The organism is Thermosediminibacter litoriperuensis, from assembly GCF_008124715.1.
GTDB lineage: Bacteria > Bacillota > Thermosediminibacteria > Thermosediminibacterales > Thermosediminibacteraceae > Thermosediminibacter > Thermosediminibacter litoriperuensis.
Map to the genome: position 1 here is coordinate 1 of NZ_VNHO01000028.1, position 25,000 is coordinate 25,000.

Genomic DNA, 25,000 nt, shown 5'->3' on the forward strand with positions numbered 1-25,000 from the left:
CTGTATGTAGTTAGATCTGTGCGAAGTTGAGTCGTTGTACCACGCTTGATTTCGCGGTAAATAGTACTGCGATGACGGCCGAGTTTTTTAGCGATTTGAGTTGGTGAGAAACCTTCTTTGAGCAGGGCACAAATTTTACCTCTTTCGTAGGGTGTAAGGTGTTTAAAAGTGGGTGGTGATGTGGTATACTCTTTAGTAAGAACCATAGCTGAACCCTCCATATGTGTTAGTTTTTTGTCAACCAACATCATATCGGGTTTCATGCTATGGTTCAACTTTTTTTACTGTCGCATTTAATTTTACAATTAACCTCACAGAAAAACAACAAAAAATTTGCCAATAACTCTTGCATAAAATAGGGATTGATGCTATAATAACATCTGCAAGTTCAGTTTTTGAACTTGTTAGACAATCTTATGATTTCGGGACGATTCCGGTTCCCGGGACCACATAGTGGGCGCTTAGCTCAGTGGGAGAGCGCTTCCTTGACGCGGAAGAGGTCGTAAGTTCAATCCTTACAGCGCCCACCATTTTTATGCCTGAAAAAGGCTCTTTTTTTATGCCAGATTTTAGGTCTGCTCCCTTCATTTTGTTGTATAAGGGATCATGACACGGACATATAATATTTATAAGCTAGGAAGGGAGTGACCTCAGTGCGCTTTTTAACCATCGGAGTTATAGAACCGGTCGACGGTTTTGAAGATAGATTGCGCGCGGAATTAGACATACTAAAGGGAAAGGGAGTGGGAGTGATTCTGCGCAGAGAAAAGGTCGGGACTTCGATTTTTTATAACTGCGCAATAGATGATGATTTCTTTACTTCTATTGCCGAAATGCTGGCGGACGTGGTAATCGACTTTTGGGAGCCTAAACTTTTAAAAAGAATTATGAAGAAATTTTTTTATTTTGATAAGAACGAACAAAGATCCATATATGATTTTGCCAGGAGGATATTAAATTTTTCTTATCGCAACGATAAAAAGGATTCGCCTTGTCACCTAAAACGTAAGACGGTATTGATACATAAAATTCTGGATTACCTTAATAACTGCAGCAACACGATAATCCTGGACGGATTTATAAATTTCAGGTTGAAAGAGTACATCGAGCTGCTGGAAGAAGTCGTCGATAAGGCTATCGATGAGTACCTGATGGAAAAGGAGTACCGGGAATTTATAAATTTACTCAGGTTTTTTGTGGATCTTCATGAGCCAAAAGAAGAATTGGTTCACGTTCTGGTAAGAAACGGTGAATTTCTCCTACTGGACGGAGATATGAAACCGGTAGAGAAGGATAAAGGTATTGACGCCTTAGCGAAGGAAAACCCCGATCTTAGCCTGGACGATATCGCAGTGAGCACCCTAATTAACGTGGCCCCCAGGAAGATCATAATTCACGGTTATACCGGCCTGGAAAAAAGCGAAGTCATAAGTATAATTTATAACATTTTTGAGGGCCGGGTTTATTTTTGCAGTAACTGCGAAATCTGCCTGGCCTCAAAGCCAAGCAAGAAGTAAAATTTTGTGAGCCCCAGGGGCTCTTTTTTTGCTGGCTATTTGGCGGCACATATGTTATATTATATTTCGAGACCGAAGCGATTGAAGATTTGCGGGGTAGAAACGATGGATTACAATTACATAATACTGCAGTTAATACTGATGCCGTTTATCGGAGCTTTTATAGGCTGGGAGACCAATGTGCTGGCGATCAAACTCATATTTCGGCCTTTAAAACCAGTGAATATTCTCGGGTTCCAGATGCAGGGCCTTATTCCAAAGAGGAGGGCGGAGATTTCAAAAAATATAGGCGAAACCCTGGAAAGAGAAGTCCTGTCTTCCGACGACATAGTGGAGCGGTTGACGTCGGATAATATAAAACGGCAGATACTCGCCAACCTTAAAAATATTGTAGAGGAAAAAGCTAATGAGAAACTGCCGGCTTTTATACCGCAACCTTTAAGAACAGGAATAACGGCTTACTTGAGGGAAGTCGTAGACCGCCACGGAGAAGATATCTTCGATGAGTTAAAGGCAAACCTAGTCTCTAAGTTCAGGGAAGAGATAAAGCTGGGCATGATGGTGGAAGAGAAAATCAATTCCTTCGACCTGAAGCAGCTGGAAAATCTGATAATAAAACTTTCCAGGAAAGAACTCAGGCAGATCGAGATTCTCGGCGGAGTCATAGGGTTTTTCATAGGGTTGGTGCAGGCGGTGTTCTCATATTATGTTAATTTTTTCAGGTAAAACTTGACTTTAATTTTTCTTGAGATTATAATAAATAAAAATTGAATAATATGCGGACGGTGAAGAGAAGAGTAGGCTTATGATTTCTCCCAGAGAGGGGCCGGTAGCTGGAAAAGCCCTGAGAATAGTAAGCTGAAGACCACCTCGGAGTCCGAAGGCGGCACCTTTATGCCATAAAGAGTTTCAATTAGGGTGGAACCACGGGAGCAACCTCTCGTCCCTTTCGGGACGAGAGGTTTTTCGATTTTGATCATCAAACTGAAAAGAGGGGGAAACGATGCAGGAAACGGTGAAAGTTGTCTTGAAGGGAAATGAGGAGAGGGTTTATCCTAAAGGCGTCACTGTGATGGAAATAGCCCGGGACCTGGGTCCCAGACTTGTGAAAGAAGCCCTCGTGGCAAAGGTTAACGGCGTTGTTGTGGACCTGAGTCACCGGATTGAAGAGGATTCTTGTGTTGAAATACTGACCTTTGAAGACGAGGAAGGAAAGAATGCATTCAGGCACAGCACCTCTCACGTCATGGCCCAAGCCGTAAAGAGGCTTTTCCCGGATGTAAAGCTCGCCATAGGACCTTCTATTGAAGAGGGTTTTTACTACGATTTTGACAGAGATGAGAGTTTTACACCCGAAGACCTGGAGAAGATCGAAAAAGAAATGGAAAGGATAGTAGCTGAAGACCAGCCCTTTATCCGGATGGAAGTATCCAGGGAAGAGGCCGTTGAAAAGTTGAAGGAGATGGGAGAACCGTACAAGGTCGAACTGGTTGAAAACCTACCCGGGGATGTTAAGATAAGTTTTTACAAAAACGGTGAATTCATCGACCTGTGCGCCGGCCCCCATATACCGTCCACGGGGAGAATAAAGGCTTTTAAGCTGACAAGTCTTGCAGGGGCTTACTGGAAAGGCGACCAGCGCAACAAGATGCTCCAGAGGATTTACGGCACATCGTTCCCCAAAAGATCCATGCTGGATGAATACCTAAGGAAGCTGGAAGAAGCTAAAAAGAGAGACCACAGAAAGCTCGGGAGGGAGCTGGGCCTCTTCAGCATGCACGAAGAAGGGCCGGGATTTCCGTTCTTCCATCCAAAGGGAATGGTGCTGTGGAACACGCTGATAGATTTCTGGAGAAAGGAGCACCAAAAAAGGGGATATCAGGAAATCAAAACACCCATCATATTGAACGAGGAGTTGTGGAAGCGCTCGGGGCACTGGGACCACTATAAGTCCAATATGTACTTTACGCAGATTGACGGTGAAGGCTACGCCATAAAACCCATGAATTGTCCCGGAGGGATACTGGTTTACAAGAATGATGTGCACAGCTACAGGGAACTCCCGTTAAAACTGGCGGAACTGGGCCTGGTTCACAGGCATGAACTTTCCGGCGTGCTGCACGGCCTCATGAGGGTGAGGAGCTTTACCCAGGATGATGCCCACATTTATATGATGCCTTCGCAGATCGAACAAGAGATTTTAGAGGTAATAAATCTGGCCGACCATATATACAGAATTTTCGGGTTTGACTACCATGTGGAGCTGTCCACCAGACCAGAAAATTCCATGGGTCCCGATGAACTATGGGAAAGGGCTACCGCGGCCTTGAAAAACGCCCTGGACAAAAAAGGGCTTCCCTACAAGATAAATGAAGGTGATGGAGCTTTTTACGGGCCCAAAATAGATTTTCACTTAAAGGACAGCATAGGGCGTACCTGGCAGTGCGGCACGATACAGCTGGATTTCATGATGCCGGAGCGCTTCGACCTTACGTATATCGGCCCGGACGGAGAAAAACACAGGCCTGTAATGATTCACCGCACTATTTTCGGCAGTCTGGAACGCTTTATCGGAATCCTTATAGAACACTACGCAGGAGCTTTTCCTGTATGGCTTGCACCGGTGCAGGTCCGAGTGATTCCCATAAGCGAAAAGTTTATGGACTACGCCCGTAAGGTAAAAGCCCAACTGGAGAATAGTGATATTAGGGTGGAACTTGACGAAAGAAACGAGAAAATCGGTTATAAGATCCGAGATGCCCAGGTGCAGAAGATCCCTTACATGCTGATTGTGGGAGAGAAGGAAGCGGCTGAAGGCACGGTTTCAGTGAGGATTCGCGAAAAGGGCGATGTGGGGACCAGGAATTTGAAAGATTTCATCGAAGAGATAACCGCGCGAATTAAAAATAAGGAATAAATCAACAAAATAATTGACATTGGGAAATACCGTGTGATATATTAGATAACGTGATCTGTAAAACTAAAAAGTACCCCTTTAAAAAGCAGAAGAATTCATCTTCTCACCTTATGGCGAATGCCTATAAGGTTTTTACGCGTCAATGAGGACAGGTGGATTCTTCCTGTCCTTTTATTTTATTTATTTTTGGAGGTGAACGGTATTACCAAAGAAAAGGAACTGGAGGTCAATTACGAAATAAGGGCCCGGGAGGTTAGGGTTATCGACACCGACGGGAAACAGCTGGGGATAATGCCGCTGAAGGAAGCCTTAAGGATCGCGCAGGAAAGGCAACTCGACCTAGTTAAGGTGGCTCCACAGGCGAAACCGCCGGTCTGCAAGATAATGGACTACGGCAAGTATAAGTACGAACAGAGCAAGAAGGAAAAAGAAGCCAGGAAGAATCAGAAGGTCATCAGCATAAAGGAAATCCGTATGAGCCCCAATATAGAGGAGCACGATTTCCAGGTCAGGGTTAAAAATGCCCTCAGGTTTCTAGATGACGGCAACAAGGTGAAGGTTACTATAAGATTCAGGGGAAGGGAAATTACTCACACCCAGTTGGGCGAGGATGTTCTCAAGAGACTAGCGGATAGCGTCAGGGAAAAGGGTGTTGTAGAAAAACCCCCGGTTATTGAGGGGAGAAACATGGTTATGATACTTTCTCCAAAACAAAATACATCTAAGGAGTGAAGATACATGCCAAAGATAAAGACTCACAGGGGTGCTGCCAAGAGATTTGATCTTACGAAAAAGGGGAAAATTAAAAGAGCCAAGGCCTATAAAAGCCATCTTCTGACTCATAAGTCCAATAAGAGGAAAAGACATTTGAGAAAACCTGCACTGGTGAGCAAAGCAGATTACAAGCGCATCAAACAGCTCATTCCATACAAGTAAACTTTGGAGGGGATAGGATATGGCAAGAGTGAAAAAGGGCGTCACAGCTCGCAGAAGGCATAAAAAGATTTTAAAGCTCGCGAAAGGGTATTACGGAGCAAAAAGCAAGCGGTTTAAAATAGCGAATCAGGCGGTTTTAAAATCCCTGATGTATGCTTATGTGGGCCGTAAGCTAAAAAAGCGCGATTTCAGGAAGCTATGGATTACAAGAATAAATGCTGCCGCCAGAGCCAACGGCTTGTCTTACAGCAAATTTATAAATGGACTTAAAAAAGCGGGTATCCAGATAAATCGCAAAATGCTAGCCGAAATGGCCATTCACGATCAGGGAGGCTTTACCCAACTAGTAGAAATTGCTAAAGCTAACATAAAATAAAAAGCGGCTTCGGTCGCTTTTTTAAGCTTTTAGGAGGCGATTAAAAATTAAAGTGATAGCGGTCGGCCTTCGGTTGAAATTAAGACCCGCTCAGATACTCGTTCTAGGATTTGCTACAGTTATCCTTGTGGGCGCCGTTCTGCTTTCGTTACCCGTGGCCTCAAAAAGCGGTGAGAGCGTGGGCTTTTTAAACGCACTTTTTACTGCCACATCTGCTGTGTGCGTGACCGGACTCGTAGTCGTAGACACCTATACTCAGTATTCTCTGTTTGGCCAGATCCTGATAATGTTTCTCATACAAATCGGCGGACTGGGATTCATGACGATGACCACGTTAATATTTTTAATCCTGGGCAAGAGGATCACTTTGAAAGAGCGCCTGGTTATGCGGGAAGCGTTAAATCAGCTGACCCTCGCCGGGGTAGTGAAGTTAACCAGGTACATCATTTTTACGACCCTGATATTCGAAGGTTTAGGGGCTTTTTTTCTTTCTTTGCGGTTTGTCAGGGTCTACGGATTATACAGGGGGATATATTACGGAATATTCCATGCGGTCTCGGCGTTTAACAACGCAGGATTTGACCTCATAGGAAACTTCAGAAGCCTTACTCCTTTTGTTGAGGATCCGTTGGTAAATATAGTGATAATGGGGCTGATTATTTTTGGAGGTCTCGGGTTTTCGGTAATATATGACGTATTCACCATAAGAAATTTTCACAGGTTGAGCCTTCATTCAAAAGTGGTGCTCACCATGACGGTATTTCTGCTGGTGGCCGGTTTTCTGGTCATATATGCCCTTGAGTACTCAAACCCCAAGACCCTCGGCAGTCTTTCGCCGGCAGGGAAAATTCTGGCCGCAGCTTTTCAGTCGGTAACACCAAGGACTGCGGGATTTAATACCATAAGTTTACCCGATATGTCGCTGGCCGCCAAATACTTTACCATTTTCCTCATGTTCATCGGAGCTTCGCCGGGTTCTACAGGCGGCGGTGTAAAAACTACCACTTTTGCTTTAGTTTTAATGATGATATATTCAGTAATTACATCCAAGGAAGATGTTGAAATATATAAAAGGCGCATTCCCATGGATAACGTGTTTAAGGCCAGCGTAATAACAGTGATGGCCCTTTTACAGGTACTCTCCGTTTCGTTGCTGCTCGCGATAACAGAAGGGGCCGACTTTATGTCTATACTATATGAAACCGTGTCGGCCTTTGGAACAGTAGGTTTATCCATGGGGATCACACCGCACCTGAGCGATGCGGGGAAGGTGCTGATCATCTTAACTATGTTCAGCGGCAGGTTAGGGCCACTAACGATCGCTCTGGCACTGGCCAGCAAAAAGAAAACGGCTATGTTGAAATATCCTGAAGAGAGAATATTAGTTGGTTGATAACAGGAGGCGACTTTGCTTTGAAACAGTTTGTAGTAATAGGCTTGGGGAGATTCGGATCGAGTGTAGCGAAGACGCTGTACAAGCTCGGCTATGATGTGTTGGGTATTGACAGCAATGAGGAAATAGTACAGTCTCTGGTTGATAGTATCACCCATGCAGTCCAGGCCGATGCAACCGATGAGAATACGTTAAAAGCCCTTGGTGTCAGAAACTTCGATGTCGGCATAGTTAGCATAGGCGACGATATTCAGGCCAGCATACTAGTTACCCTGATTCTAAAGGAGCTGGGCTTGAAATACGTCGTGGCTAAAGCCCAGAACGATCTACATGGTAAGGTGCTGTATAAAATTGGGGCTGACAGGGTAGTATTCCCCGAGAGGGATATGGGAATAAGGGTTGCGCACAACCTGGTTTCTTCGAATATACTGGACTATATAGAACTTTCTCCTGATTTTTCTATAGTGGAAATCCAGGCTCTGCCCGAATGGTACGACAAGACTCTGAGGGAATTAGATATGAGGGGACGGCATGGATTGAACGTGATGGCTATCAAGCGCGATGAAGATGTCATTGTCTCTCCCGGCGCCGAGGATTTCATAAAAAAAGGAGATATTCTGGTAGTGGTAGGCCATAACAAGGATATCAAAAAACTTGAAAACCACGTCTAAGTGATACTATGATGAAAAAATTGCCGTGATAAGCCCGGCACATCACTGCTGATTCTGGGCCCCGGAGAAAGTCTATGTATTTATGAGTGAGGGAATATGATGTTCGATTTACCTTCTAAACGACAGATAAAAATGGTTAGGGCTCTGGTTCAGCTTAAAAATTACAGGAAAAGGCACGGACTTTTTTTGGTGGAAGGGCTCAGGGCTACGGAAGAAGCTTTGAATTCCGATCATTCCGTTGAATTTCTACTGGTGTCCGATGACTTTTTAAAACGGCACAGAGAAAAAATAGAAAAATATGAAAATATGAGGATTTATGAAGTGCCCCGAGAGGTATACGAGACTCTGTCGGATACAGAAGCACCACAGGGCATAATGGCCGTAGTCAGGATGAAAAACTTTGAACTGAGAAACATTTATGAAGATAACTTCCTAATCGTGGCTCTAGACGGAATTAAGGATCCGGGTAATATCGGTACCATTATCCGGACGGCGGACGCTGCGGGGGCCGGCGGTATCCTGGCAGGCAAGGGTTGTGTTGATATATACAACCCCAAGGTGGTAAGGGCCACCATGGGCTCTATATTTCACCTGCCGGTTATTGAAGGAGTAGACCTTCCGGCAGTACTACACGAGTTGTCCCAAAAAGGTGCCAAGATAGTGGTTACCCACCTCGGCGCAGAAAAAAGCTATTTTGACGTGGATTTAACCGGTTCCGTAGTGCTGGTGTTCGGGAGCGAAGCTGAGGGCGTTTCCCCTGAAATCCTGGAAATGCCCGTCGAACTGGTGAAAATTCCCATGCCCGGAAGGGCGGAATCCCTAAATGTTGCGGTAGCCAGCGGGATAGTACTGTTCGAAGCGGTGCGTCAAAGAAGCCACCCCTTTCCCTTGTAAAACGGGAGCGGCTATGTTATAATTATCTTAAACGCAGAGAAAGGGCGTGGTCTTTTGTTGACCGCTGACTTTTTTTGGAATATTTTTGAAGCTACAGGCTCGATAGTGGCTTACTTGATATATAGGAGGCTAATTCTGCAATAGAAAGGCTATGAAGGAGAGAGTAGGCGGGGGAACCTTTCAGGGAGAAAGAGCCGTAGACTGGAAGCTCTTTTAAGGTGAAGCTGCCCAAGTTCACTCTGGAGCCGGGAGGTTGAATGCCAGTAATCCTCTCCGGTTTTCCCCGTTAAAGGAAGAAGAGGGTTTGATTGCGGTTATAAACTGAAAAAGGGTGGTACCACGGGAGCATAAGCTTTCGTCCCTGAGGAGGGGCGAAAGCTTTTTTAGTATAATTTTAGTATAATTATATTTCAGAGGAGGTAAAGGCGGTGAAGCAAGAACTGATAAATTTGAAAGAAGAAGCCCTTCGTGCTCTTGAAACGGCCGGTAATCTAGAAGAGTTGAACGATCTGAGAATAAAATTTCTGGGCAAAAAAGGAAAGCTTACCGTTATTTTGAGGGGAATGGCAGACCTAAAACCTGAAGAAAGACCGGCAATAGGTAAACTGGCTAACGAAATAAAAGAAATCCTCGAAGAAAAATTTTCTCAAAAGTCCCTTGAACTGAAAGAGATAGCAAAAAAAGAACGTCTAAAGAAAGAGGCCATCGACGTAACAATTCCCTCAAAAGTAGCGCTGGGGCATAAACATCCCCTAACCTTGGTATTGGACGAAATAAAAGAAATTTTCCTGGGGCTGGGGTATGAGATAGTGGAAGGACCGGAAATAGAGCTGGATTATTACAACTTTGAAGCCCTGAACATACCTAAAGACCACCCGGCCAGAGACATGCAGGATACCTTCTACATAACAGAAGATATTCTGCTGAGGACCCACACGTCGCCGGTGCAGATCAGGACTATGGAAAACCGGAAGCCCCCGATTAAAGTCATCGTCCCGGGCAGGGTTTACCGCTCCGACGAGGTAGACGCTACCCATTCTCCTGTCTTTCACCAGGTGGAAGGGCTCTTGGTGGGGAAAAACGTGACTATGGCTCAGCTGAAGGGGACGCTGATAACCTTTGCCAAGTTATTCTACGGCGAAGAGAGGATGGTAAGGTTCAGGCCCAGCTATTTTCCGTTTACGGAGCCCAGTGCGGAGATGGACATATCCTGCATAGCCTGCAATGGAAAAGGATGCAGGGTGTGTTCCTATACGGGTTGGCTGGAGATACTGGGTTGCGGAATGGTCCATCCAAATGTATTGAAAAATGCGGGCTACGATCCGGAAGAATTGACAGGATTTGCTTTCGGAATGGGTATAGAAAGGATCGCCATGCTGAAGTACGGTATTAACGATATGAGGTTATTTTTCGAAAACGACCTGCGCTTTTTAGAACAGTTTTAGATAAGGAGGGGGAAAATTATGAAGGTATCTCTTAAATGGATGATGGAATATGTGGATTACAGGGGTAGCGTCGAGGAACTGGCTAAAAGGCTCACTATGTCGGGTTCAAGTGCAGAAAGCATTGAATATCCGGGGCGGGATATAAAAAACGTCGTGGTCGGCGAGATAATCAAAATCGAAAAGCACCCCGATTCCGATAAGCTGCTTGTAACAATCGTTAACGTCGGCGATCGGGCGCTTCAGATAATTACAGGAGCCCACAATATTAAAGAGGGGGACAGGGTGGCGGTCGCCCTGCCGGGAGCAATTATTGAAGGCGGCATCGAGATCAAGGTCCAAAATATAAAAGGCCTGGAATCACAGGGAATGCTATGTTCCGCGAAGGAACTGGGGCTTGATGACCACGGCTTACCAGAGGATATGAAAAGCGGACTTTTGATTTTGCCCGAAGACGCGCCGGTAGGAAATGATATTAAGGATTACATAGGGCTGGAGGATGCCGTCATAGACTTTGAATTAACTCCGAACAGGCCCGATTGTTTGAGCATCGTCGGAATGGCCAGAGAGGCCGCCGCTACCTTCAATATCCCGTTGACTCCGGTTTCTATTAATCTGAAAGAAGAATCCGGCGAAAGGATTCCGGACAAAGTAAATGTGACGGTGGAAGCCAGGGACCTGTGCAAACGCTATATCGCCAGGATAATAAAAGATGTGAAAATAAAGCCCTCGCCTCTCTGGATGCAGAGGAGGTTACAGGTATGCGGAATCCGGCCTATAAACAACATTGTGGATATTACCAATTATGTGATGCTGGAACTGGGTCAGCCCCTTCATGCTTTTGATTATGACAAACTGACAGGTGGTTCAATAATAGTGCGCAGGGGAAACAATGGAGAGAAGATAACCACCCTGGACGGTCAGGTAAGGGAGATCTCCGAAGATACGCTGGTGATAGCCGATAAAAAAGGCCCTGTAGCTTTAGCGGGGATCATGGGGGGAGCCGAAACCGAAGTTTCGGCGGAAACCCGGACCGTACTGCTGGAATCCGCTAATTTCTGGGGTCCTAACATCCGGCGGACATCTAGAAGATTGGGTATTAGGACCGAGGCATCCCTGCGTTTTGAGAAGGGTATTGATCCTAATCTGGCGTCAATGGCGGCTGAAAGGGCCTGCGAGCTGATTGAACGACTGGGGGCCGGCAGGGTATTGAAGGGGTGCGTCGACGTATATCCTGAGCCCGTGCTTCCCGGAAAACTACCTCTAAGGGTTGACAGGTTAAATGCCCTTCTGGGTACTGAGATTTCTAAAGAGCAAATGGTCGATATACTGAGACGGCTGGAAATAGAGGCTATAGAAGAATCCGATCAAACCTTTGTCATCATTCCCACGTTCCGCGCGGATATTACGCAGGAGGCGGATCTGGCCGAGGAAATCGCCCGAATTTATGGATACGACAATCTTCCCTCAACTCTGCCCGGCAGCATAGCCACCTGCGGTAAATTGAACCGCAATCAGAAACTCGTGGACGAAATAAAGCAAACCTTGACGGGTTGCGGCTTTTCAGAGATTTACACCTATTCTTTTATAAGTCCCAGTGCTTTCGACGCTTTGGGAGCACCGGAAGACCATGAAATCCGCCGGATTGTCAAAATAATAAACCCTCTGGGCGAGGAGCAGAGCGTAATGAGGACTACTCTGCTGCCCGGCATTCTGGAAGTGATAAGGTTTAACCTTAACCAGAAACGGGAAAGTATCAGGATTTTTGAATTAGGGACTATCTATATCCCACGGCAAATACCTTTAAAAGAATTGCCTGTTGAGAAGAGAAGGCTGGGGCTGGCTGTCTGCGATGAGAATTTGGATTTTTACTACCTGAAAGGTGCAATTGAAACTCTCTTGTTAAAATTAAAAATACGCGGAGCTGTTTTTTATCCTGGCGAGCATTTTTCCCTGCATCCGGGAAGGACCGCAAAAATCTCCGTCGACGGAGAAATCGCCGGTTTTATAGGAGAGGTTCACCCCGACGTAATGGAAAATTACGGTATTGAAGACAAGCGGGCTTATGTAGCGGAGCTGGACCTGGATCTTTTACTCGATAAAGCTTCAACAGAAGTTAAATTCCAACCCTTGCCGAGATTCCCGGCCGCCGACAGAGATGTGGCCATAGTCGTCGAAGAAGACGTAACCGCCGGCAGCATTATGGAAACCATAAAGGAGGCCGGTGGAGAACTGCTGGAAAATGTTGAGCTTTTCGACGTATACAGGGGAAATCAGATACCGGAAGGATATAAGAGCCTTGCTTTTTCGTTGACGTACAGGGCAAAGGATAGGACGCTGACTGATGAAGAAATAAACCGGCTCCACAGCAATATAACGGAACACATCTTAAAGAAATTCAACGGCCGCCTGAGAGAGTAAAGGACGGAGGAGGACAAACCAATGGAAAAAGAGTCCGATTTAACAAGGGTAAAAGTTGAAATTAACGGGGAGAATTATTATATAAAAGGTGCAGCTACAGAGGAGCATATTAGACGATTAGCGGCCTATGTGGACCAAAAGATGAAATTTCTCTCAAAGGCGAATCCGAGGCTTAACAGGGTTAACCTGGCAGTTCTGACGGCCCTCCATATCGCTGACGAATATTTAAGATTGAAAGCCGAATACGACGAATTTCTGGAACTTTTGGAAGAAGAAAAATCCGGGGAATCGAGGTTGTAGACGCCATGAAGAATTACCTCGTATCTTTTATATTTTTCGATATTGCCGATATGCTGGAAATTAAAGGAGAAAACTTTTTTAAAATCAGGGCATACCGCAAGGCTGCTCGGGTAATCGCCAGCCTGCCGGAAGATATCGAAGAGATGATGAAAACCTCATCTCTCGGAAGTATGGAAGGGATCGGGAAAGCGCTGGAGGGCAAAATAAAAGAAATCATAGAGACCGGTACGTGCAGGTATTACGAAGAACTGAAAAAGGATATACCCAGAGGCCTGGTTGAAATGCTAAAAATCCCCGGGCTTGGAGCTAAAAGGGTCAAAACAATTTACGACGCCCTCCACATAACTACGATTGATGAGTTGGAACAAGCTGCAAAAAATCATAAATTAAGGGGATTGCCGGGAATAGGCGTTAAGACGGAACAGAGTATTTTAAAGGGAATACAGATGCTGAAGGGAAAGGCGGGCAAAATGCTGTTATCTACCGCTCTCTACCTGGCGGATGAGATAAAGGATATGCTCCGGTGTCTGCCCGCCGTAGAAAAGGTGGAGGTAGCGGGTAGCCTTCGCAGGAGAAAGGAACTCATCAGCAATATCGATGTAGTTGTCTCATCGCAAAGCCCTACCGAGGTCGTGGAGGGATTCCTGGTTTATCCAAGGATAGCCGAAATCCTGGCCCGGGATCCAAACAAAACAAGCGTAGTGTTGGATATCGGGGTACAGGTGGATCTACGGATCGTCGAACCGCGGTCTTTTTGGGCCGCCATGCATCATTATACTGGGAACAAGGATCACAGCGCCAAGCTGGTGGGCATAGCCAAAAGAAAGGGTCTGGATTTTAGCGAGTGCGGCATTATCAAAAAAGGAAGCGGTGAGGCTATTTATCCCGAGAGCGAAGAGGCCGTCTATAAATTACTCGATATGCCCTTTATAATTCCCGAATTGAGGGAAGACAAAGGCGAGATAGAAGCCGCCGTAGAGGGCAGGCTACCCGAGCCTATAGAGTTGACTGACATAAAAGGCGACCTTCACGTTCACAGCGATTGGAGCGACGGCATAAATTCAATAGAGGAAATTGCCATCAGGGCTAGGGATATGGGGTACGAGTATGTGGCCATTACGGACCACTCGAAGTCCCTTAAAGTTGCCCGGGGTCTGGATGAGGAACGCTTGATGCGGCAGGTGGAGCTGATAAAAAAGCTAAACAGGGAAATAACGGGTATAAAAATACTGACAGGTATCGAGGTAGATATACTGACTAACGATCTTTTAGATTTCGATGACGATATACTGAAGGAACTGGATGTGGTAATTGCATCCATTCACAGCGGTTTTAAACAGGACCGGGAAAAATTAACCCGCCGGATTGTATCGGCTATGCATAATCCTTACGTAAATATAATTGCTCACCCAACCGGTAGAATGCTGGGCAGGCGGGATCCCTATGACGTGGATGTTGATGTGATTTTGAAGACGGCCGCTGAAACAAATACCTTTCTTGAGATCAATTCTTCACCGGATCGGTTGGATCTGAACGACCATTTGACCAAGAAGGCGAAGGAGATAGGCGTAAAAATGGTTATAAACACCGACTCCCACGAGCTGGAGGGATTGAAAGACATGAGATACGGCGTATGGGTTGCCCGGAGGGGTTGGCTCGAAAAACGGGACGTAATAAACACCCTCCCGCTTCCCCGGCTGTTGGAGGTGCTGGGCAAAAAGTGAAGAAACCGGAATTGCTGTCGCCGGCGGGTAATATTGAGGCCCTGCGCGCTGCCGTAGAGAATGGAGCCGATGCGGTCTACCTCGGCGGTAAAGAATTTAATGCCAGGAGGGCTGCTGCCAATTTTACCAGAGAAGAATTGAAGGAGGCTGTCGAATACGCCCACCTTAAAGGCGTAAATCTCTACGTAACCGCCAATATATTGATATCCGACGGAGAGATGGAGAAAGCCGCGGATTTTGTAGATTTTCTTTACTCCATCGGCGTTGACGGAATAATAGTTCAGGACCTGGGCTTGGGAGCTTTTATAAAACGAAATTTTCCTCATATGGAGGTTCACGGCAGCACCCAGATGACCATCCATAATGCGGAGAGTGTAAAAGCCCTGGAAAATCTGAAATTTGACAGGGTCGTCCTTGCCCGGGAACTGTCTCTCGACGAGATCAGGCGTATAAAATCCAGTACGTCGATGGAGATCGAGACCTTCATCCACGGAGCCCTGTGTTTCTGCTACTCGGGGCAATGCCTCATGAGCAGCTTTATAGGTTCGAGGAGCGGCAACAGGGGCCAGTGTGCCCAGCCGTGCCGCCTACATTATGCTCTGGTTGATGAAAAAGGAACAAAGCTTACTGAAAAACTTCATCTGCTCAGCCCCAGGGATCTGAAAATGATAGACCACCTGCCACGATTGATCGAAGCGGGTATCGATTCTTTTAAGATAGAGGGCAGGTTGAAGAGACCGGAATACGTGGCGCTGGTTACTGCAGCCTACAGACAGACCATAGACCGCTACCTCGAGGCTCCGGAACGTTACCATGTACCTCCTGAGGAGGAGAAAAAACTCGCCAGGATATTCAACAGGGATTTTACGACCGGGTATTATTTTGGCAATCCCGGGGCCGAATTGATGAGTGTGGATTGCCCGCGGAATAAAGGGGTTTTTCTGGGGAAAGTTACTGGTTACGACAGGAAGAGGGGTTTTGTAAAAATACTGCTGGAAGAACACCTGCACGTGGGGGACGGCGTAGACTTCAGGGGAGAAGAGGGATTCGGTTACGCCGTTACGGAGTTTTACGTCAACGGCCGGAAAAGGTCCCAGGCCGGGCCTGGAGAAATCGTGGAATTGAGGACCAGGGAGCCTATTCCCAGGGGCACCCCCATTTACAAGACATCGGACACCGTTCTCATGAGCGAAGTGAGGAAAACTTACACTGATCCGAAATATGCTAGAAAAGTTCCGGTGGATGTAGAAGTGCTACTTGAGGTGGGTCGCCCCATGGTGGTAAAGATGACAGACCCTGAAGGAAATGAAGCCTTAGCCTATTCAGACCAGGTAGTGCAGAAGGCCGAAAAGCATCCTCTGGACGAGCACGCGGTCAGGGGGCAGATAGACCGGTTAGGCAATACAATATTTGCCCTCAGAAATTTTACCGCCCGTATTGAAAAAAGTGCTATGCTGCCTTTCAGCTCGATGAACGATACCAGGCGCAGGGCAGTGGCGAAACTGGAACAATTGAGGCTCGCAAGACGCGTGAAGCCGCCGGTGGAAAAGTCGTGGAGAGAGTTTATAGAAGAAGTCTACCGGCATCCCGGAAGCGAGAAACCCTTACCGTTTAAGTTGAGCGCCAGGGTTGATAATATAGAATCCGCCCGTGCCGCTATTTTTTCCGGAATAGACATAATTTATTTCGGCGGAGAAAATTTTTCGGAGACAAAAAAATATTACGCCGAAGTGCGTCGTCTGGCGTATGGTTATGGATGTAAATTTTTCCTGGCTCTTCCGCAGATAGTAGACAGAAAAACGATGGAGGAGTTTGAAGATATACTGGACGAAGCAAAATTGGGGCATGGGGAGGGTGTACTGGCTGGAAACCTCGGAGCCATAACCTCGGCCGTTAAAAGAGGAGTAAAGGCGGTGGCTGATTTTTCGCTGAATACCTTCAATTCGGTAAGTCTTAAAGTCTTGAATGAACTAGGAGTATCAAGAGCAGTCCTCTCGCCGGAACTTTCGATGAATCAGATCAGGCAGCTGGCAGCCCCGCTGCTGGTTGAATGTCTGGTCCACGGTAGATTGCCGCTGATGGTAAGCGAACATAATCTGATTAAAACGAATATCGCTGCAGACATAAAAAAGGCCGGCCTGAAAGACCGCTTGGGGAAGGTGTTTCCGGTGGCGGTAGACGAGAGGGGAAGATCTCATATTTACAACTGTTATGAACTCTGCATGATTAACTACCTGGGAGAAATACGGGATGCGGGTGTTAACGTGGGCCAGCTCTACTTGATAGGAAAAGAGGCTGGAGAAGTGGAGCGTCTTGTTAAAGTCTATAAAAACGTCCTGGCAGTCAAAGAAAAAATCGATGAAAAGACCCTGACAGGCGCCCATACCTACGGGCATTTCTTTAGAGGGGTCAAATAGAAAAGGGTGATCCTATGAATGAGCGGGTGCAAAAAATTTTGGAGTTTGACAAGGTAAAACGGATATTGAGTGAATACGCTGTATCTGATGTAGCGAAAGGTCGCCTCCTGGAGTTGAAACCTGTCGCTGAGGAACAGCTGATAAAAAGCATGCAGAAGGAGACCAGCGAGGGCGTCACTATCCTGAGGTCAGGGATTAATTTACCCTTAAACGAATTGCCCGATATACGTAATTCTTTGAAAAGGGCAGCCATGGGAGCGGTGCTCACGACCGGGGAACTGCTTTCAATAGCATCAGTTATGAAAACTTCCCGGCTTGTAAAAAATGCCTGGTTTGAAAAGGGTCTCGCGGAGTGCAAGATTGTAAGCAGTATAATAGAGGAGATTCACATTTTTTCATCCCTCGAGGAAAAGATCCAGAAAGCCATTATAAGCGAAGAAGAAATAGCTGACGGAGCGAGCCCGAGACTGTCGGCCATACGAAAGGAAAAGAGGATATTGTTCCAGAGGGCGAAGGAAAAGCTGGAATTATTTATAAGTTCGCCTCAGTATCAAAAATTTCTCCAGGAACCCATAATAACCATTCGAAACGGTAGGTACGTAATCCCCGTAAAGCAGGAATTCAGATCCAGTATTCCGGGAGTAGTACATGATCAGTCAGCGAGCGGTGCCACGCTTTACCTGGAGCCCATGCCCATCCTTCAGATCAACAACGAGCTGAGAAGGCTGGAAATTGAGGAACAAAGAGAGATAGAACGGATATTAAGGGAGTTTTCAGCAAAAATCGCCGAAAACAGGGAATACCTGGAAGTGACCTTTGAGGGCCTTGTCCGCCTGGATTTTATCCTGGCGAAGGCCAAATACAGCATGGGTGTTAAAGGGGTTGAACCCGGTTTCAATTCTAGAGGATATATTAATATAAAAAAGGGCAGACACCCTTTGTTGAGGGGCGAAGTGGTCCCCATTGACATTTATCTGGGAGACGAGTTCACAGTGTTAGTGATAACCGGTCCTAATACCGGCGGAAAAACCGTCTCCCTGAAGACTGTAGGTCTTTTCGCTCTTATGGCGCAGGCGGGCCTACACCTGCCCGCCGAAGAAGGTACAGAACTTTCCGTGTTCAATGAGGTATTTGCCGATATAGGGGATGAACAGAGCATAGAACAGTCTCTCAGCACTTTCTCCTCCCACATGAAAAACATAAAAGAAATAGTCGATAAAGCCGGTTCAGGGAGCCTGGTGTTGCTGGATGAACTCGGCGCGGGCACCGACCCCACCGAAGGCGCCGCCCTCGCTATGGCCGTACTGAATTACTTTTACGAAAAGGGAGCCCGGGTGGTGGCGACGACCCATTACAGTGAACTTAAAGCTTTTGCCTATTCCAGGGATGGGATGGAAAACGCCAGCGTGGAGTTCGATGTAGAAACGCTGAGTCCGACCTACAGGCTCTCCATAGGCGTTCCGGGTAAAAGCAACGCCTTTGAAATAGCTGCGAGGCTGGGATTAAACAGAGAAATAATAGAACTTGCTCGCAGCTTTTTGAACAGAGAAAACATCCAGATGGAGGACCTGCTCAAAGGCCTGGAACAGGAGAGGAAAAAGGCGAAACAGGAGAAAGAGGAAATTCAGGAATTAAAGAGGCAGTACATGATGAAGTTGAAGGAGCTGGAGGAGGAAAGGGAAAAGCTAATAAGCAGGGAGGAGAAGATCCTGGAAAAAGCCCGGGAAAAAGCAAAGAATATTATCGAAAAAGTCAGCAAAGAAGCCGAGAAGATATATGAAAAGCTCAAGGAGGTAGAAGCTCAGGATACAAGGCAGCTCAGGGACCGAATCATTGAGGAGGTAAGAAAGCGGCTGAAAAAAGCGTCAGACGAATATGCATCAAAGGAGCCCTTAATAAAAAAAGCCGGGGTGAAAGCAGTAGAAGGTCCCCTGAATCCCGGGGATAGAGTCAGGGTGGAAAGCTTAAATCAGGAAGGATATATAGTGTCGGTTGACGAAAGGGGAAAAACGGCGCAGGTACAGATAGGAGTTGTGAAGGTGAATTTACCCGTATCCAGCCTGGTAAAATTAGAAGAGGAAGAGGATAAACTCGGTAGTGGCAACGTGAGGTATTCGTCACTGGCTGTGGGAAAAACCAAGGAGATTTCAAGAGAAATAGACGTAAGGGGCCTTACCCTGGACGAGGCCTTGTTAAAAGTCGACAAATACCTGGACGATGCCGGCATCGCCGGTTTGCCCAGCGTGGTAATCATACACGGCAAGGGAACGGGTATACTCCGCAAGGGGATACAGGATATGCTGAAAACTCGAAAAGACATAAAGTCTTTCAGGTCCGGCAACATGAATGAGGGAGGATTAGGAGTTACGGTGGTGGAATTTCAGTGATTTATATAATAAGCGCATGCCTTGCAGGCTTTAATACCAGATACGACGGGGAAAATAGTTTTCATGAGGTTTTTGAGGAGCTGGTAAGAAAGGGAGAAGCAATCCCGTTTTGCCCCGAACAGGCTGGAGGTCTGCCCACACCAAGGATGCCATCTGAAATTATCGGCAAAGACGGTTTTGAAGTGATTGAGGGGAAGGCACGGGTCCTGACCCGTGATGGGAAGGATGTGACGGAAAAATTTTTGAAAGGCGCAAGAGAAGCCCTGAAACTTGCCAACCTCACCGGCGCCGAAGCCGCTATTCTAAAATCTAAAAGCCCGTCCTGCGGTTGCAAAAATATATACGACGGCAATTTTTGCGGTGTGCTGAAAGAAGGGCTGGGCGTGACAGCCGCCTACCTGAAGTCCCACGGGATCCAAGTAATAGACTCCGACGATTACCTGCAGCGGCATCACTAATAAAAATTTTATAGTAACGATAAAAGGGGAGCTATGTGCGCTCCCCTTTTATTGTAAAAGCCGGGTTATGAAGTTTTCTGCGTCACTTCTTGTGCGGTTGTTGCTTTTGTTATCATCTTTATTCTGTTTCTGATCCTCATCTCGAGTCTGCTCGTGCTCTCGATCTTGGTCTTGATCTTGACTATTTCCGGTAGAATTATTGCCGCTGTCATTACCGTTGCCATTACCGTTACCATTAACGTTGCCGGGGTTATTTTGGTCGACCGGTGGCACAATTACTCCTCCGGGAAGACCGCCTTCATTAATGGATCCCGGGCCGTGGACATTACAGTATTCTGTAGGCGGCTGGTATTTTGCGTCAAGCGGTATTTTGCCACTTGCAGAAGCTTTGTAGGGAGGGCGGGCCAGGAAAACCTTGCTCTGTACCTGGTCAGGCGGGCAGTATGGTGTCGCCAGCAACCCTGTTGACACATCAATTAATTTTTCCACGTGTACATCACAGTATTCGGTGGGTTCGGTGCCTTTTATGAAATATTCTCCACTAACCCTCGGTCCTCTGGGGTCCCTGTAACACAGTTCTGTTGGAATCTTACCCGAATCCTCACATACAGTGATGGGCCCTACTATGTTGCCGGGTTTCGGGAAGTTGACCCTGGGCAGATTTTTATGGGCGACGGTCATGATTTGCTTCCAGATCAGCGCTGGCTGATAACCTCCCGCAACTCCTTTCATGGGTGATGGTTCGTCATGGCCCATCCAGACGGCGGCGACCAGGTGGGGAGTATATCCGACAAACCATACATCCTTGTTGTCGGAAGTCGTACCGGTCTTACCTGCCACCGGAAACGGTAAACCGGCAAGTCTCTTTCCGGTTCCCTCGGTGATTACGCTTCGCATCATGTCCGTTACTATAAAGGCCACCTGGGGGCTTACGGCTGTCCACCTGTCGGGGTTATTTTCCAGAAGTGTTCTGCCGTTTTTATCGACGACTTTTAATATGGCGATCGGCTCCACGTGAGTGCCCTGATTTGCCAGCGTGCCATAAGCCGATGCGAGTTCAAGAGGGGAAACGCCTTTTGTGATGCCCCCTAAAGCTATGGGAAGCTGCCTGTCGTTTCTTCGCCCCTCCAGCACCAGGTTTTTTATTCCCAATTTCTGGGCGTATTCTATGCCCCGGTCGATGCCGATATCCTCCAGGACCTTTACCGCCACCACGTTGACGGAGTCAGCGATTGCCTTTCTGATAGTTGTGAGGCCTTTAAAGTCATGGGTATAGTTTTGAGGCGACCAGGTGCCACCGCTGCCGTTGGGGTACGAAACCGGGGAATCATCCACGACGGTAGCGGCGGTATACCCCATGTCTACAGCAGCTGTGTAGACTATTATCGGTTTGAAAGCTGATCCAGGTTGCCTGTAAGATTGAAAGGCTCTGTTTAGACCAAGCTTTTTGTAATGTTCACGTCCCCCTACCAAAGCCTTAATATGGCCCGTATGCGGATCTATTACTACTGCCGCAGCCTGGGGCTGGGGAATGTCGTTCTTGTCCTTTTTTGTATATGGGTAATTCGCCGGGTTAGCCAGGGCTTTCTCGGCCGCCTCCTGGATCTCCATATCAACGGTGGTGTAAATCTTCAATCCGCCGTTATATATCTTTTGGTAAGCTTCGTCTTCCGTCATCCCAAGTTCCCTCTGTAAATCCTGCGCTAGCTGGGTTATAACGTAATCCGTGAAGTAAGGGGCTTTGTAATCGGCTTTTGCATTTTTTAGGCCGATCAGATTCAATTTTTCTTTCTTTGCATTTTCTGCTTCTTCTTTGGTGATGAATCCCATCTCGACCATAGCATTTAAAATGACAGCCTGTCTTTCTTTCGCCCTATCAAAATTGAGATAGGGCGAGTAGATTGAAGGGCCTTTTGTTATACCCGCCAGCATGGCGCTTTCCGCCAGGGTCAGGTCTTTCACACTTTTGCCGAAATAGGTTTGAGCGGCGGCTTCCACGCCATAAGCCGAATGGCCGAAATATATTTGATTAAGATAGAACTCGAGTATCTGGTCTTTAGTAAAATGGCGTTCTACCTGTATTGCCAGCCAGGCTTCCTGTGCCTTGCGCTTCAAGGTCTTTTCGTTGGAGAGGAAAGCGTTTTTAACCAGCTGCTGGGTTATAGTACTGGCTCCTCTGTGATACTCTCTACGAATAATATCGGTCCATAGGGCCCCTATAAGAGAACGCAAGTTGATACCTTTATGCTTGTAAAAATACTGGTCTTCAATGGCTATGAAAGCCTGCTTCAGGTGTTCGGGAATTTCGCTTAAGGCGACGGGGATGCGGTTCTGTTCTCCGTGAAGCTCTGCGATAACGTTCCCTTTTGCATCGTAAACAATAGAGGTTTCGCTGGGTTTTAATTTTTGGGGATCAAAAGGCGGGGTATCCTTTACATAATATATGAACAACCCCAGCGCGGCTCCAGAGGATGCGATTACAATAAAGAGTGCCAAAAGTATCAAACTCCTGGCGAGAGAGAGTTTTCTTTTTCCGGTGTTATTGCTCATAATTAACCTCCTCGGTTCCACGTAGTGCCCCCCGAACCGTATGCAGAAATTATTATACCACAATATGAACCTTGAAGGAAATACAATGTTTGAACTAATAACTTGACTGTGCTATAATTTATGAAAATAAAAACATGCTTACGGAAGAGGGATAAAATTGAGACCTGAGGAACAATTTGAAATCTTAAAACATAATGCCAGCGAGATCATATCTGAAGAAGAACTGCTGAACAAGCTGAAGAGGGCTTATGAAAACAAAAAGCCTCTAAGGATCAAACTAGGAATAGATCCTACCGCCCCGGATGTTCACCTTGGCCATGCTGTTGTGCTGAGAAAGATGCGACAGTTTCAGGATCTGGGGCACGAGGTTATATTGTTGATCGGCGATTTTACGGGAATGATAGGAGATCCTACGGGTAAATCGGAAACCAGAAAACAGCTTTCCAGGGAAGAAATAATGGAAAACGCCAGGACCTACGAAGAACAGGTTTTTAAAATCCTCGATCCCGATAAGACCAGAATAAAGTTCAACAGCGAATGGCTGGGACGGATGAGTTTTGAAGAGGTCCTAAAGCTGGCGTCGAAGTATACCGTAGCCCGTATGCTGGAAAGAGAAGACTTCAGCCAGAGATTTAAGGAAGGCAGGCCTATATCAATTCACGAATTTTTTTACCCGCTAATGCAGGGTTATGACTCGGTCGCCTTAGAAGCCGACGTAGAGCTGGGTGCCACCGAACAGAAATTCAATATCCTGATGGGTAGGACTTTGCAGAGAGAGTACGGGCAGGAACCGCAGGTGGCCATGCTCATGCCCATCCTCGTGGGGATTGACGGCAAGAGAAAAATGAGTAAAAGCCTCGGAAATTACATAGGCATTAACGAACCACCCGACGAGATGTATGGGAAGGTTATGTCGATTCCCGACAAGGTAATGATGGAATACTACAGGCTGGCAACGGATATTCACCCAGAGAGGATAAATAGAATTGAAAAAGGTATTAAAGAAGGAAAGATTAACCCCAGAGATGCAAAGATGATGCTGGCCAGGGAAATTGTAAAGCTTTACCACGGAGACGAAGAAGCCCGAAAAGCCGAAGAGAACTTCGTGAGAGTATTCCAGAAAAGCGATTTGCCCGGCGAAATTCCGGAGTTTAAAGTCGATACAGACAGGGTATGGTTACCAAGATTGATGGCCCTTGCTGGTCTCTGTTCTTCCAATAGCGAGGCTTTAAGGATGATAAAGCAGGGCGCCGTGAAAGTTAATGGAGAAAAAATCCTTGATGCCCTGGATATCGAAATCTCATCTCCTGTAGTCATTCAGGTGGGAAAAAGAAAATTCGTGAAAGTAGTCAAATCATAAAATGGATTAGGAACGAATTGATCCCCTCCTGCATATTCTAGTAGGAGGGGTTTTTATGTTCGGCCGACCTAAGTGGTATAGGCGAATCTTTACATATAAATTGGTTAACTTTTACGTCCTTTTGATCACGATGGCTGTACTGGCTTTCTTTATGTTCATATTCATAGAAAGGCAAATTGCACCCAGCGTTTTGGCTATAGCCGAGGCCCGGGCTCGAATATTGGCCACGGAAGCCATAAACCGGGCGGTTAAAGAAAAGATAACCAAGAACGTACAGTATAAAGATCTTATAACAATTCACAAAGACGTGAGCGGACAGATTACTCTAATTCAAATAAATACTATTGAAATAAACCGGATTGAAACCGAAACAACTTTGGAAGTGGTGAGGACCCTCAAAGAAATAACTATGGACGGTATAAAGATTCCTCTTGGGGTAATAACGGGCAGCAAGATACTTGCGAACATGGGCCCATCTATTAATGTATCGCTTTATCCTGTGGGGACTGCCCAGGTGGACACCTCGGAAGCCTTCGAGGAAGCAGGTATTAACCAGACAAGGCACAAAATAATTCTTGATATAACTGCTCAGGTAAGGGTTGTCCAGCCATTCCTGAGTTCCAACGTTGAGATAAAGACCAACGTACCGATAGCCGAAACCATAATAGTAGGGAATGTCCCGCAAACCATACTGGATTTTAAACAATGAGGTAATACGGTGAAAAAATGAGAATAACCGAGGGATAGCTGGGATTTGCCAATAAAAATAGCAATATTTCAAGGCTTTAAAAATTGAACCCGGAACCAGCTTGTGGTATAGTATTAAACGCTGATGGTTGAACTTCTCAAAAAAAATTAACAATCGGGGTTGACAGGACCCCAACAAATGATGTATAATACAAAATCGTCAGCCACATAAAAGCGATAAAAGCGGTTGACAGAAGCGATCAAAGATGTTATAATGAAAATCCCGATGCATGATCCTTGAAAACTGAACAGTGTCACGCCTGAGAGTTTCAACAACAAGGTGTGTTTGAAGATAATAAGCCGAGAGGCTTATTGAAAGGATAAACCTGAGAGTTTGATCCTGGCTCAGGACGAACGCTGGCGGCGTGCCTAACACATGCAAGTCGAGCGGGGTGAATCGAGTGGTTTCCACGAGATTTACCCAGCGGCGGACGGGTGAGTAACACGTAGGCAACCTACCCACCACACGGGGATAGCCCTGGGAAACCGG

The 25,000-nt window shown here is 46.4% G+C and carries 20 protein-coding genes, 1 tRNA gene, 1 rRNA gene and 1 other annotated feature (1 of these 23 cut by a window edge); of the genes, 20 read left to right on the plus strand and 2 right to left on the minus strand.

The features are described 5' to 3' along the window. On the minus strand, nucleotides 1–206 hold a 206-nt coding region (locus LZ11_RS10150), incomplete at its 3' end, for a helix-turn-helix domain-containing protein (RefSeq protein WP_148867772.1). A gap of 249 nt (nucleotides 207–455) precedes the next feature. On the opposite strand from LZ11_RS10150, the gene LZ11_RS10155 reads away from it, so the two are divergent. The 17 genes from LZ11_RS10155 to LZ11_RS10240 all read left to right on the plus strand — a co-directional run bounded on the left by LZ11_RS10155 (nucleotide 456) and on the right by LZ11_RS10240 (nucleotide 19,853). Next, a tRNA-Val gene (locus LZ11_RS10155) sits at nucleotides 456–530 on the plus strand. Between the two features lie 123 nt (nucleotides 531–653). Continuing rightward, complete coding sequence (ytxC, locus tag LZ11_RS10160; protein ID WP_148867773.1) at nucleotides 654–1,517, plus strand: putative sporulation protein YtxC; 864 nt, start codon at nucleotides 654–656, stop codon at nucleotides 1,515–1,517. A 105-nt stretch (nucleotides 1,518–1,622) separates the two neighbouring features. Continuing rightward, nucleotides 1,623–2,243, plus strand: coding sequence for a DUF445 domain-containing protein (locus tag LZ11_RS10165; RefSeq protein WP_148867774.1), 621 nt, complete (start codon nucleotides 1,623–1,625; stop codon nucleotides 2,241–2,243). A 277-nt stretch (nucleotides 2,244–2,520) separates the two neighbouring features. Next, entirely contained in the window at nucleotides 2,521–4,434 is a 1,914-nt protein-coding gene (thrS, locus tag LZ11_RS10170) for a threonine--tRNA ligase (protein WP_187695074.1), read from the plus strand. Between the two features lie 201 nt (nucleotides 4,435–4,635). Then, on the plus strand, nucleotides 4,636–5,166 hold the full coding sequence (gene infC / locus LZ11_RS10175) for a translation initiation factor IF-3 (protein WP_342782614.1): 531 nt from the start codon (nucleotides 4,636–4,638) through the stop codon (nucleotides 5,164–5,166). 6 nt (nucleotides 5,167–5,172) lie between these two features. After that, nucleotides 5,173–5,370 carry a 50S ribosomal protein L35 gene (rpmI, locus tag LZ11_RS10180; protein ID WP_148867776.1) on the plus strand — a complete coding sequence of 66 codons (198 nt, stop codon included), beginning with the start codon at nucleotides 5,173–5,175 and terminating at the stop codon, nucleotides 5,368–5,370. Nucleotides 5,371–5,389: 19 nt separating this feature from the next. After that, entirely contained in the window at nucleotides 5,390–5,746 is a 357-nt protein-coding gene (gene rplT / locus LZ11_RS10185; RefSeq protein ID WP_148867777.1) for a 50S ribosomal protein L20, read from the plus strand. Nucleotides 5,747–5,819: 73 nt separating this feature from the next. After that, a complete protein-coding gene (locus tag LZ11_RS10190) occupies nucleotides 5,820–7,139 on the plus strand; it encodes a TrkH family potassium uptake protein (protein WP_222927242.1) in 1,320 nt (439 codons plus the stop codon). A 20-nt stretch (nucleotides 7,140–7,159) separates the two neighbouring features. Beyond that, the gene (locus LZ11_RS10195) at nucleotides 7,160–7,810 is read left to right on the plus strand and encodes a potassium channel family protein (protein WP_148867778.1); all 651 of its coding nucleotides are present in this window, start codon (nucleotides 7,160–7,162) and stop codon (nucleotides 7,808–7,810) included. Between the two features lie 96 nt (nucleotides 7,811–7,906). Next, a complete protein-coding gene (locus tag LZ11_RS10200; protein WP_148867779.1) occupies nucleotides 7,907–8,704 on the plus strand; it encodes a TrmH family RNA methyltransferase in 798 nt (265 codons plus the stop codon). A 142-nt stretch (nucleotides 8,705–8,846) separates the two neighbouring features. Beyond that, nucleotides 8,847–9,070: a binding site (T-box leader), on the plus strand. Nucleotides 9,071–9,132: 62 nt separating this feature from the next. Then, nucleotides 9,133–10,149: a phenylalanine--tRNA ligase subunit alpha gene (pheS, locus tag LZ11_RS10210; RefSeq protein WP_148867781.1), complete on the plus strand. Its 1,017-nt coding sequence runs from the start codon at nucleotides 9,133–9,135 to the stop codon at nucleotides 10,147–10,149. A gap of 18 nt (nucleotides 10,150–10,167) precedes the next feature. Next, nucleotides 10,168–12,567, plus strand: coding sequence for a phenylalanine--tRNA ligase subunit beta (gene pheT / locus LZ11_RS10215; RefSeq protein WP_148867782.1), 2,400 nt, complete (start codon nucleotides 10,168–10,170; stop codon nucleotides 12,565–12,567). Between the two features lie 21 nt (nucleotides 12,568–12,588). After that, nucleotides 12,589–12,867, plus strand: coding sequence for a cell division protein ZapA (locus LZ11_RS10220; RefSeq protein ID WP_148867783.1), 279 nt, complete (start codon nucleotides 12,589–12,591; stop codon nucleotides 12,865–12,867). A gap of 5 nt (nucleotides 12,868–12,872) precedes the next feature. Continuing rightward, nucleotides 12,873–14,591 (plus strand): DNA polymerase/3'-5' exonuclease PolX, encoded by a 1,719-nt coding sequence (gene polX, locus LZ11_RS10225; protein WP_148867784.1) that lies wholly within the window; start codon nucleotides 12,873–12,875, stop codon nucleotides 14,589–14,591. Beyond that, nucleotides 14,588–17,008, plus strand: coding sequence for a U32 family peptidase (locus tag LZ11_RS10230; RefSeq protein WP_170240358.1), 2,421 nt, complete (start codon nucleotides 14,588–14,590; stop codon nucleotides 17,006–17,008). Before polX ends, LZ11_RS10230 begins: the two co-directional genes overlap by 4 nt. 14 nt (nucleotides 17,009–17,022) lie before the next feature. Then, nucleotides 17,023–19,395 carry an endonuclease MutS2 gene (locus LZ11_RS10235; protein WP_148867786.1) on the plus strand — a complete coding sequence of 791 codons (2,373 nt, stop codon included), beginning with the start codon at nucleotides 17,023–17,025 and terminating at the stop codon, nucleotides 19,393–19,395. Further along, nucleotides 19,392–19,853 (plus strand): 2-thiouracil desulfurase family protein, encoded by a 462-nt coding sequence (locus LZ11_RS10240; RefSeq protein WP_222927243.1) that lies wholly within the window; start codon nucleotides 19,392–19,394, stop codon nucleotides 19,851–19,853. Before LZ11_RS10235 ends, LZ11_RS10240 begins: the two co-directional genes overlap by 4 nt. Before the next feature lie 48 nt (nucleotides 19,854–19,901). On the opposite strand, the gene LZ11_RS10245 is transcribed toward LZ11_RS10240, so the two are convergent. Further along, entirely contained in the window at nucleotides 19,902–22,403 is a 2,502-nt protein-coding gene (locus LZ11_RS10245) for a transglycosylase domain-containing protein (protein WP_148867787.1), read from the minus strand. A 157-nt stretch (nucleotides 22,404–22,560) separates the two neighbouring features. On the opposite strand from LZ11_RS10245, the gene tyrS reads away from it, so the two are divergent. The 3 genes from tyrS to LZ11_RS10260 all read left to right on the plus strand — a co-directional run. Next, the gene (tyrS, locus tag LZ11_RS10250; protein ID WP_148867788.1) at nucleotides 22,561–23,763 is read left to right on the plus strand and encodes a tyrosine--tRNA ligase; all 1,203 of its coding nucleotides are present in this window, start codon (nucleotides 22,561–22,563) and stop codon (nucleotides 23,761–23,763) included. 55 nt (nucleotides 23,764–23,818) lie between these two features. Further along, nucleotides 23,819–24,472, plus strand: coding sequence for a sporulation protein YunB (gene yunB, locus LZ11_RS10255; protein ID WP_148867789.1), 654 nt, complete (start codon nucleotides 23,819–23,821; stop codon nucleotides 24,470–24,472). A gap of 360 nt (nucleotides 24,473–24,832) precedes the next feature. Further along, nucleotides 24,833–25,000 (plus strand): 16S ribosomal RNA (locus LZ11_RS10260) (its annotated part continues 1,083 nt past the right edge of the window); the annotation flags it as partial.

Excerpts from the sequence above, each read along its gene's own strand:
- rpmI (WP_148867776.1), top strand. The coding sequence starts at position 5,173 with ATGCCAAAGATAAAGACTCACAGGGGTGCTGCCAAGAGATTTGATCTT.
- yunB (WP_148867789.1), top strand. The coding sequence starts at position 23,819 with ATGTTCGGCCGACCTAAGTGGTATAGGCGAATCTTTACATATAAATTG.
- LZ11_RS10165 (WP_148867774.1), top strand. The coding sequence starts at position 1,623 with ATGGATTACAATTACATAATACTGCAGTTAATACTGATGCCGTTTATC.
- polX (WP_148867784.1), top strand. The coding sequence starts at position 12,873 with ATGAAGAATTACCTCGTATCTTTTATATTTTTCGATATTGCCGATATG.
- LZ11_RS10235 (WP_148867786.1), top strand. The coding sequence starts at position 17,023 with ATGAATGAGCGGGTGCAAAAAATTTTGGAGTTTGACAAGGTAAAACGG.
- rplT (WP_148867777.1), top strand. The coding sequence starts at position 5,390 with ATGGCAAGAGTGAAAAAGGGCGTCACAGCTCGCAGAAGGCATAAAAAG.
- thrS (WP_187695074.1), top strand. The coding sequence starts at position 2,521 with ATGCAGGAAACGGTGAAAGTTGTCTTGAAGGGAAATGAGGAGAGGGTT.
- pheT (WP_148867782.1), top strand. The coding sequence starts at position 10,168 with ATGAAGGTATCTCTTAAATGGATGATGGAATATGTGGATTACAGGGGT.
- LZ11_RS10245 (WP_148867787.1), bottom strand. The coding sequence starts at position 22,403 with ATGAGCAATAACACCGGAAAAAGAAAACTCTCTCTCGCCAGGAGTTTG.
- LZ11_RS10200 (WP_148867779.1), top strand. The coding sequence starts at position 7,907 with ATGATGTTCGATTTACCTTCTAAACGACAGATAAAAATGGTTAGGGCT.
- LZ11_RS10220 (WP_148867783.1), top strand. The coding sequence starts at position 12,589 with ATGGAAAAAGAGTCCGATTTAACAAGGGTAAAAGTTGAAATTAACGGG.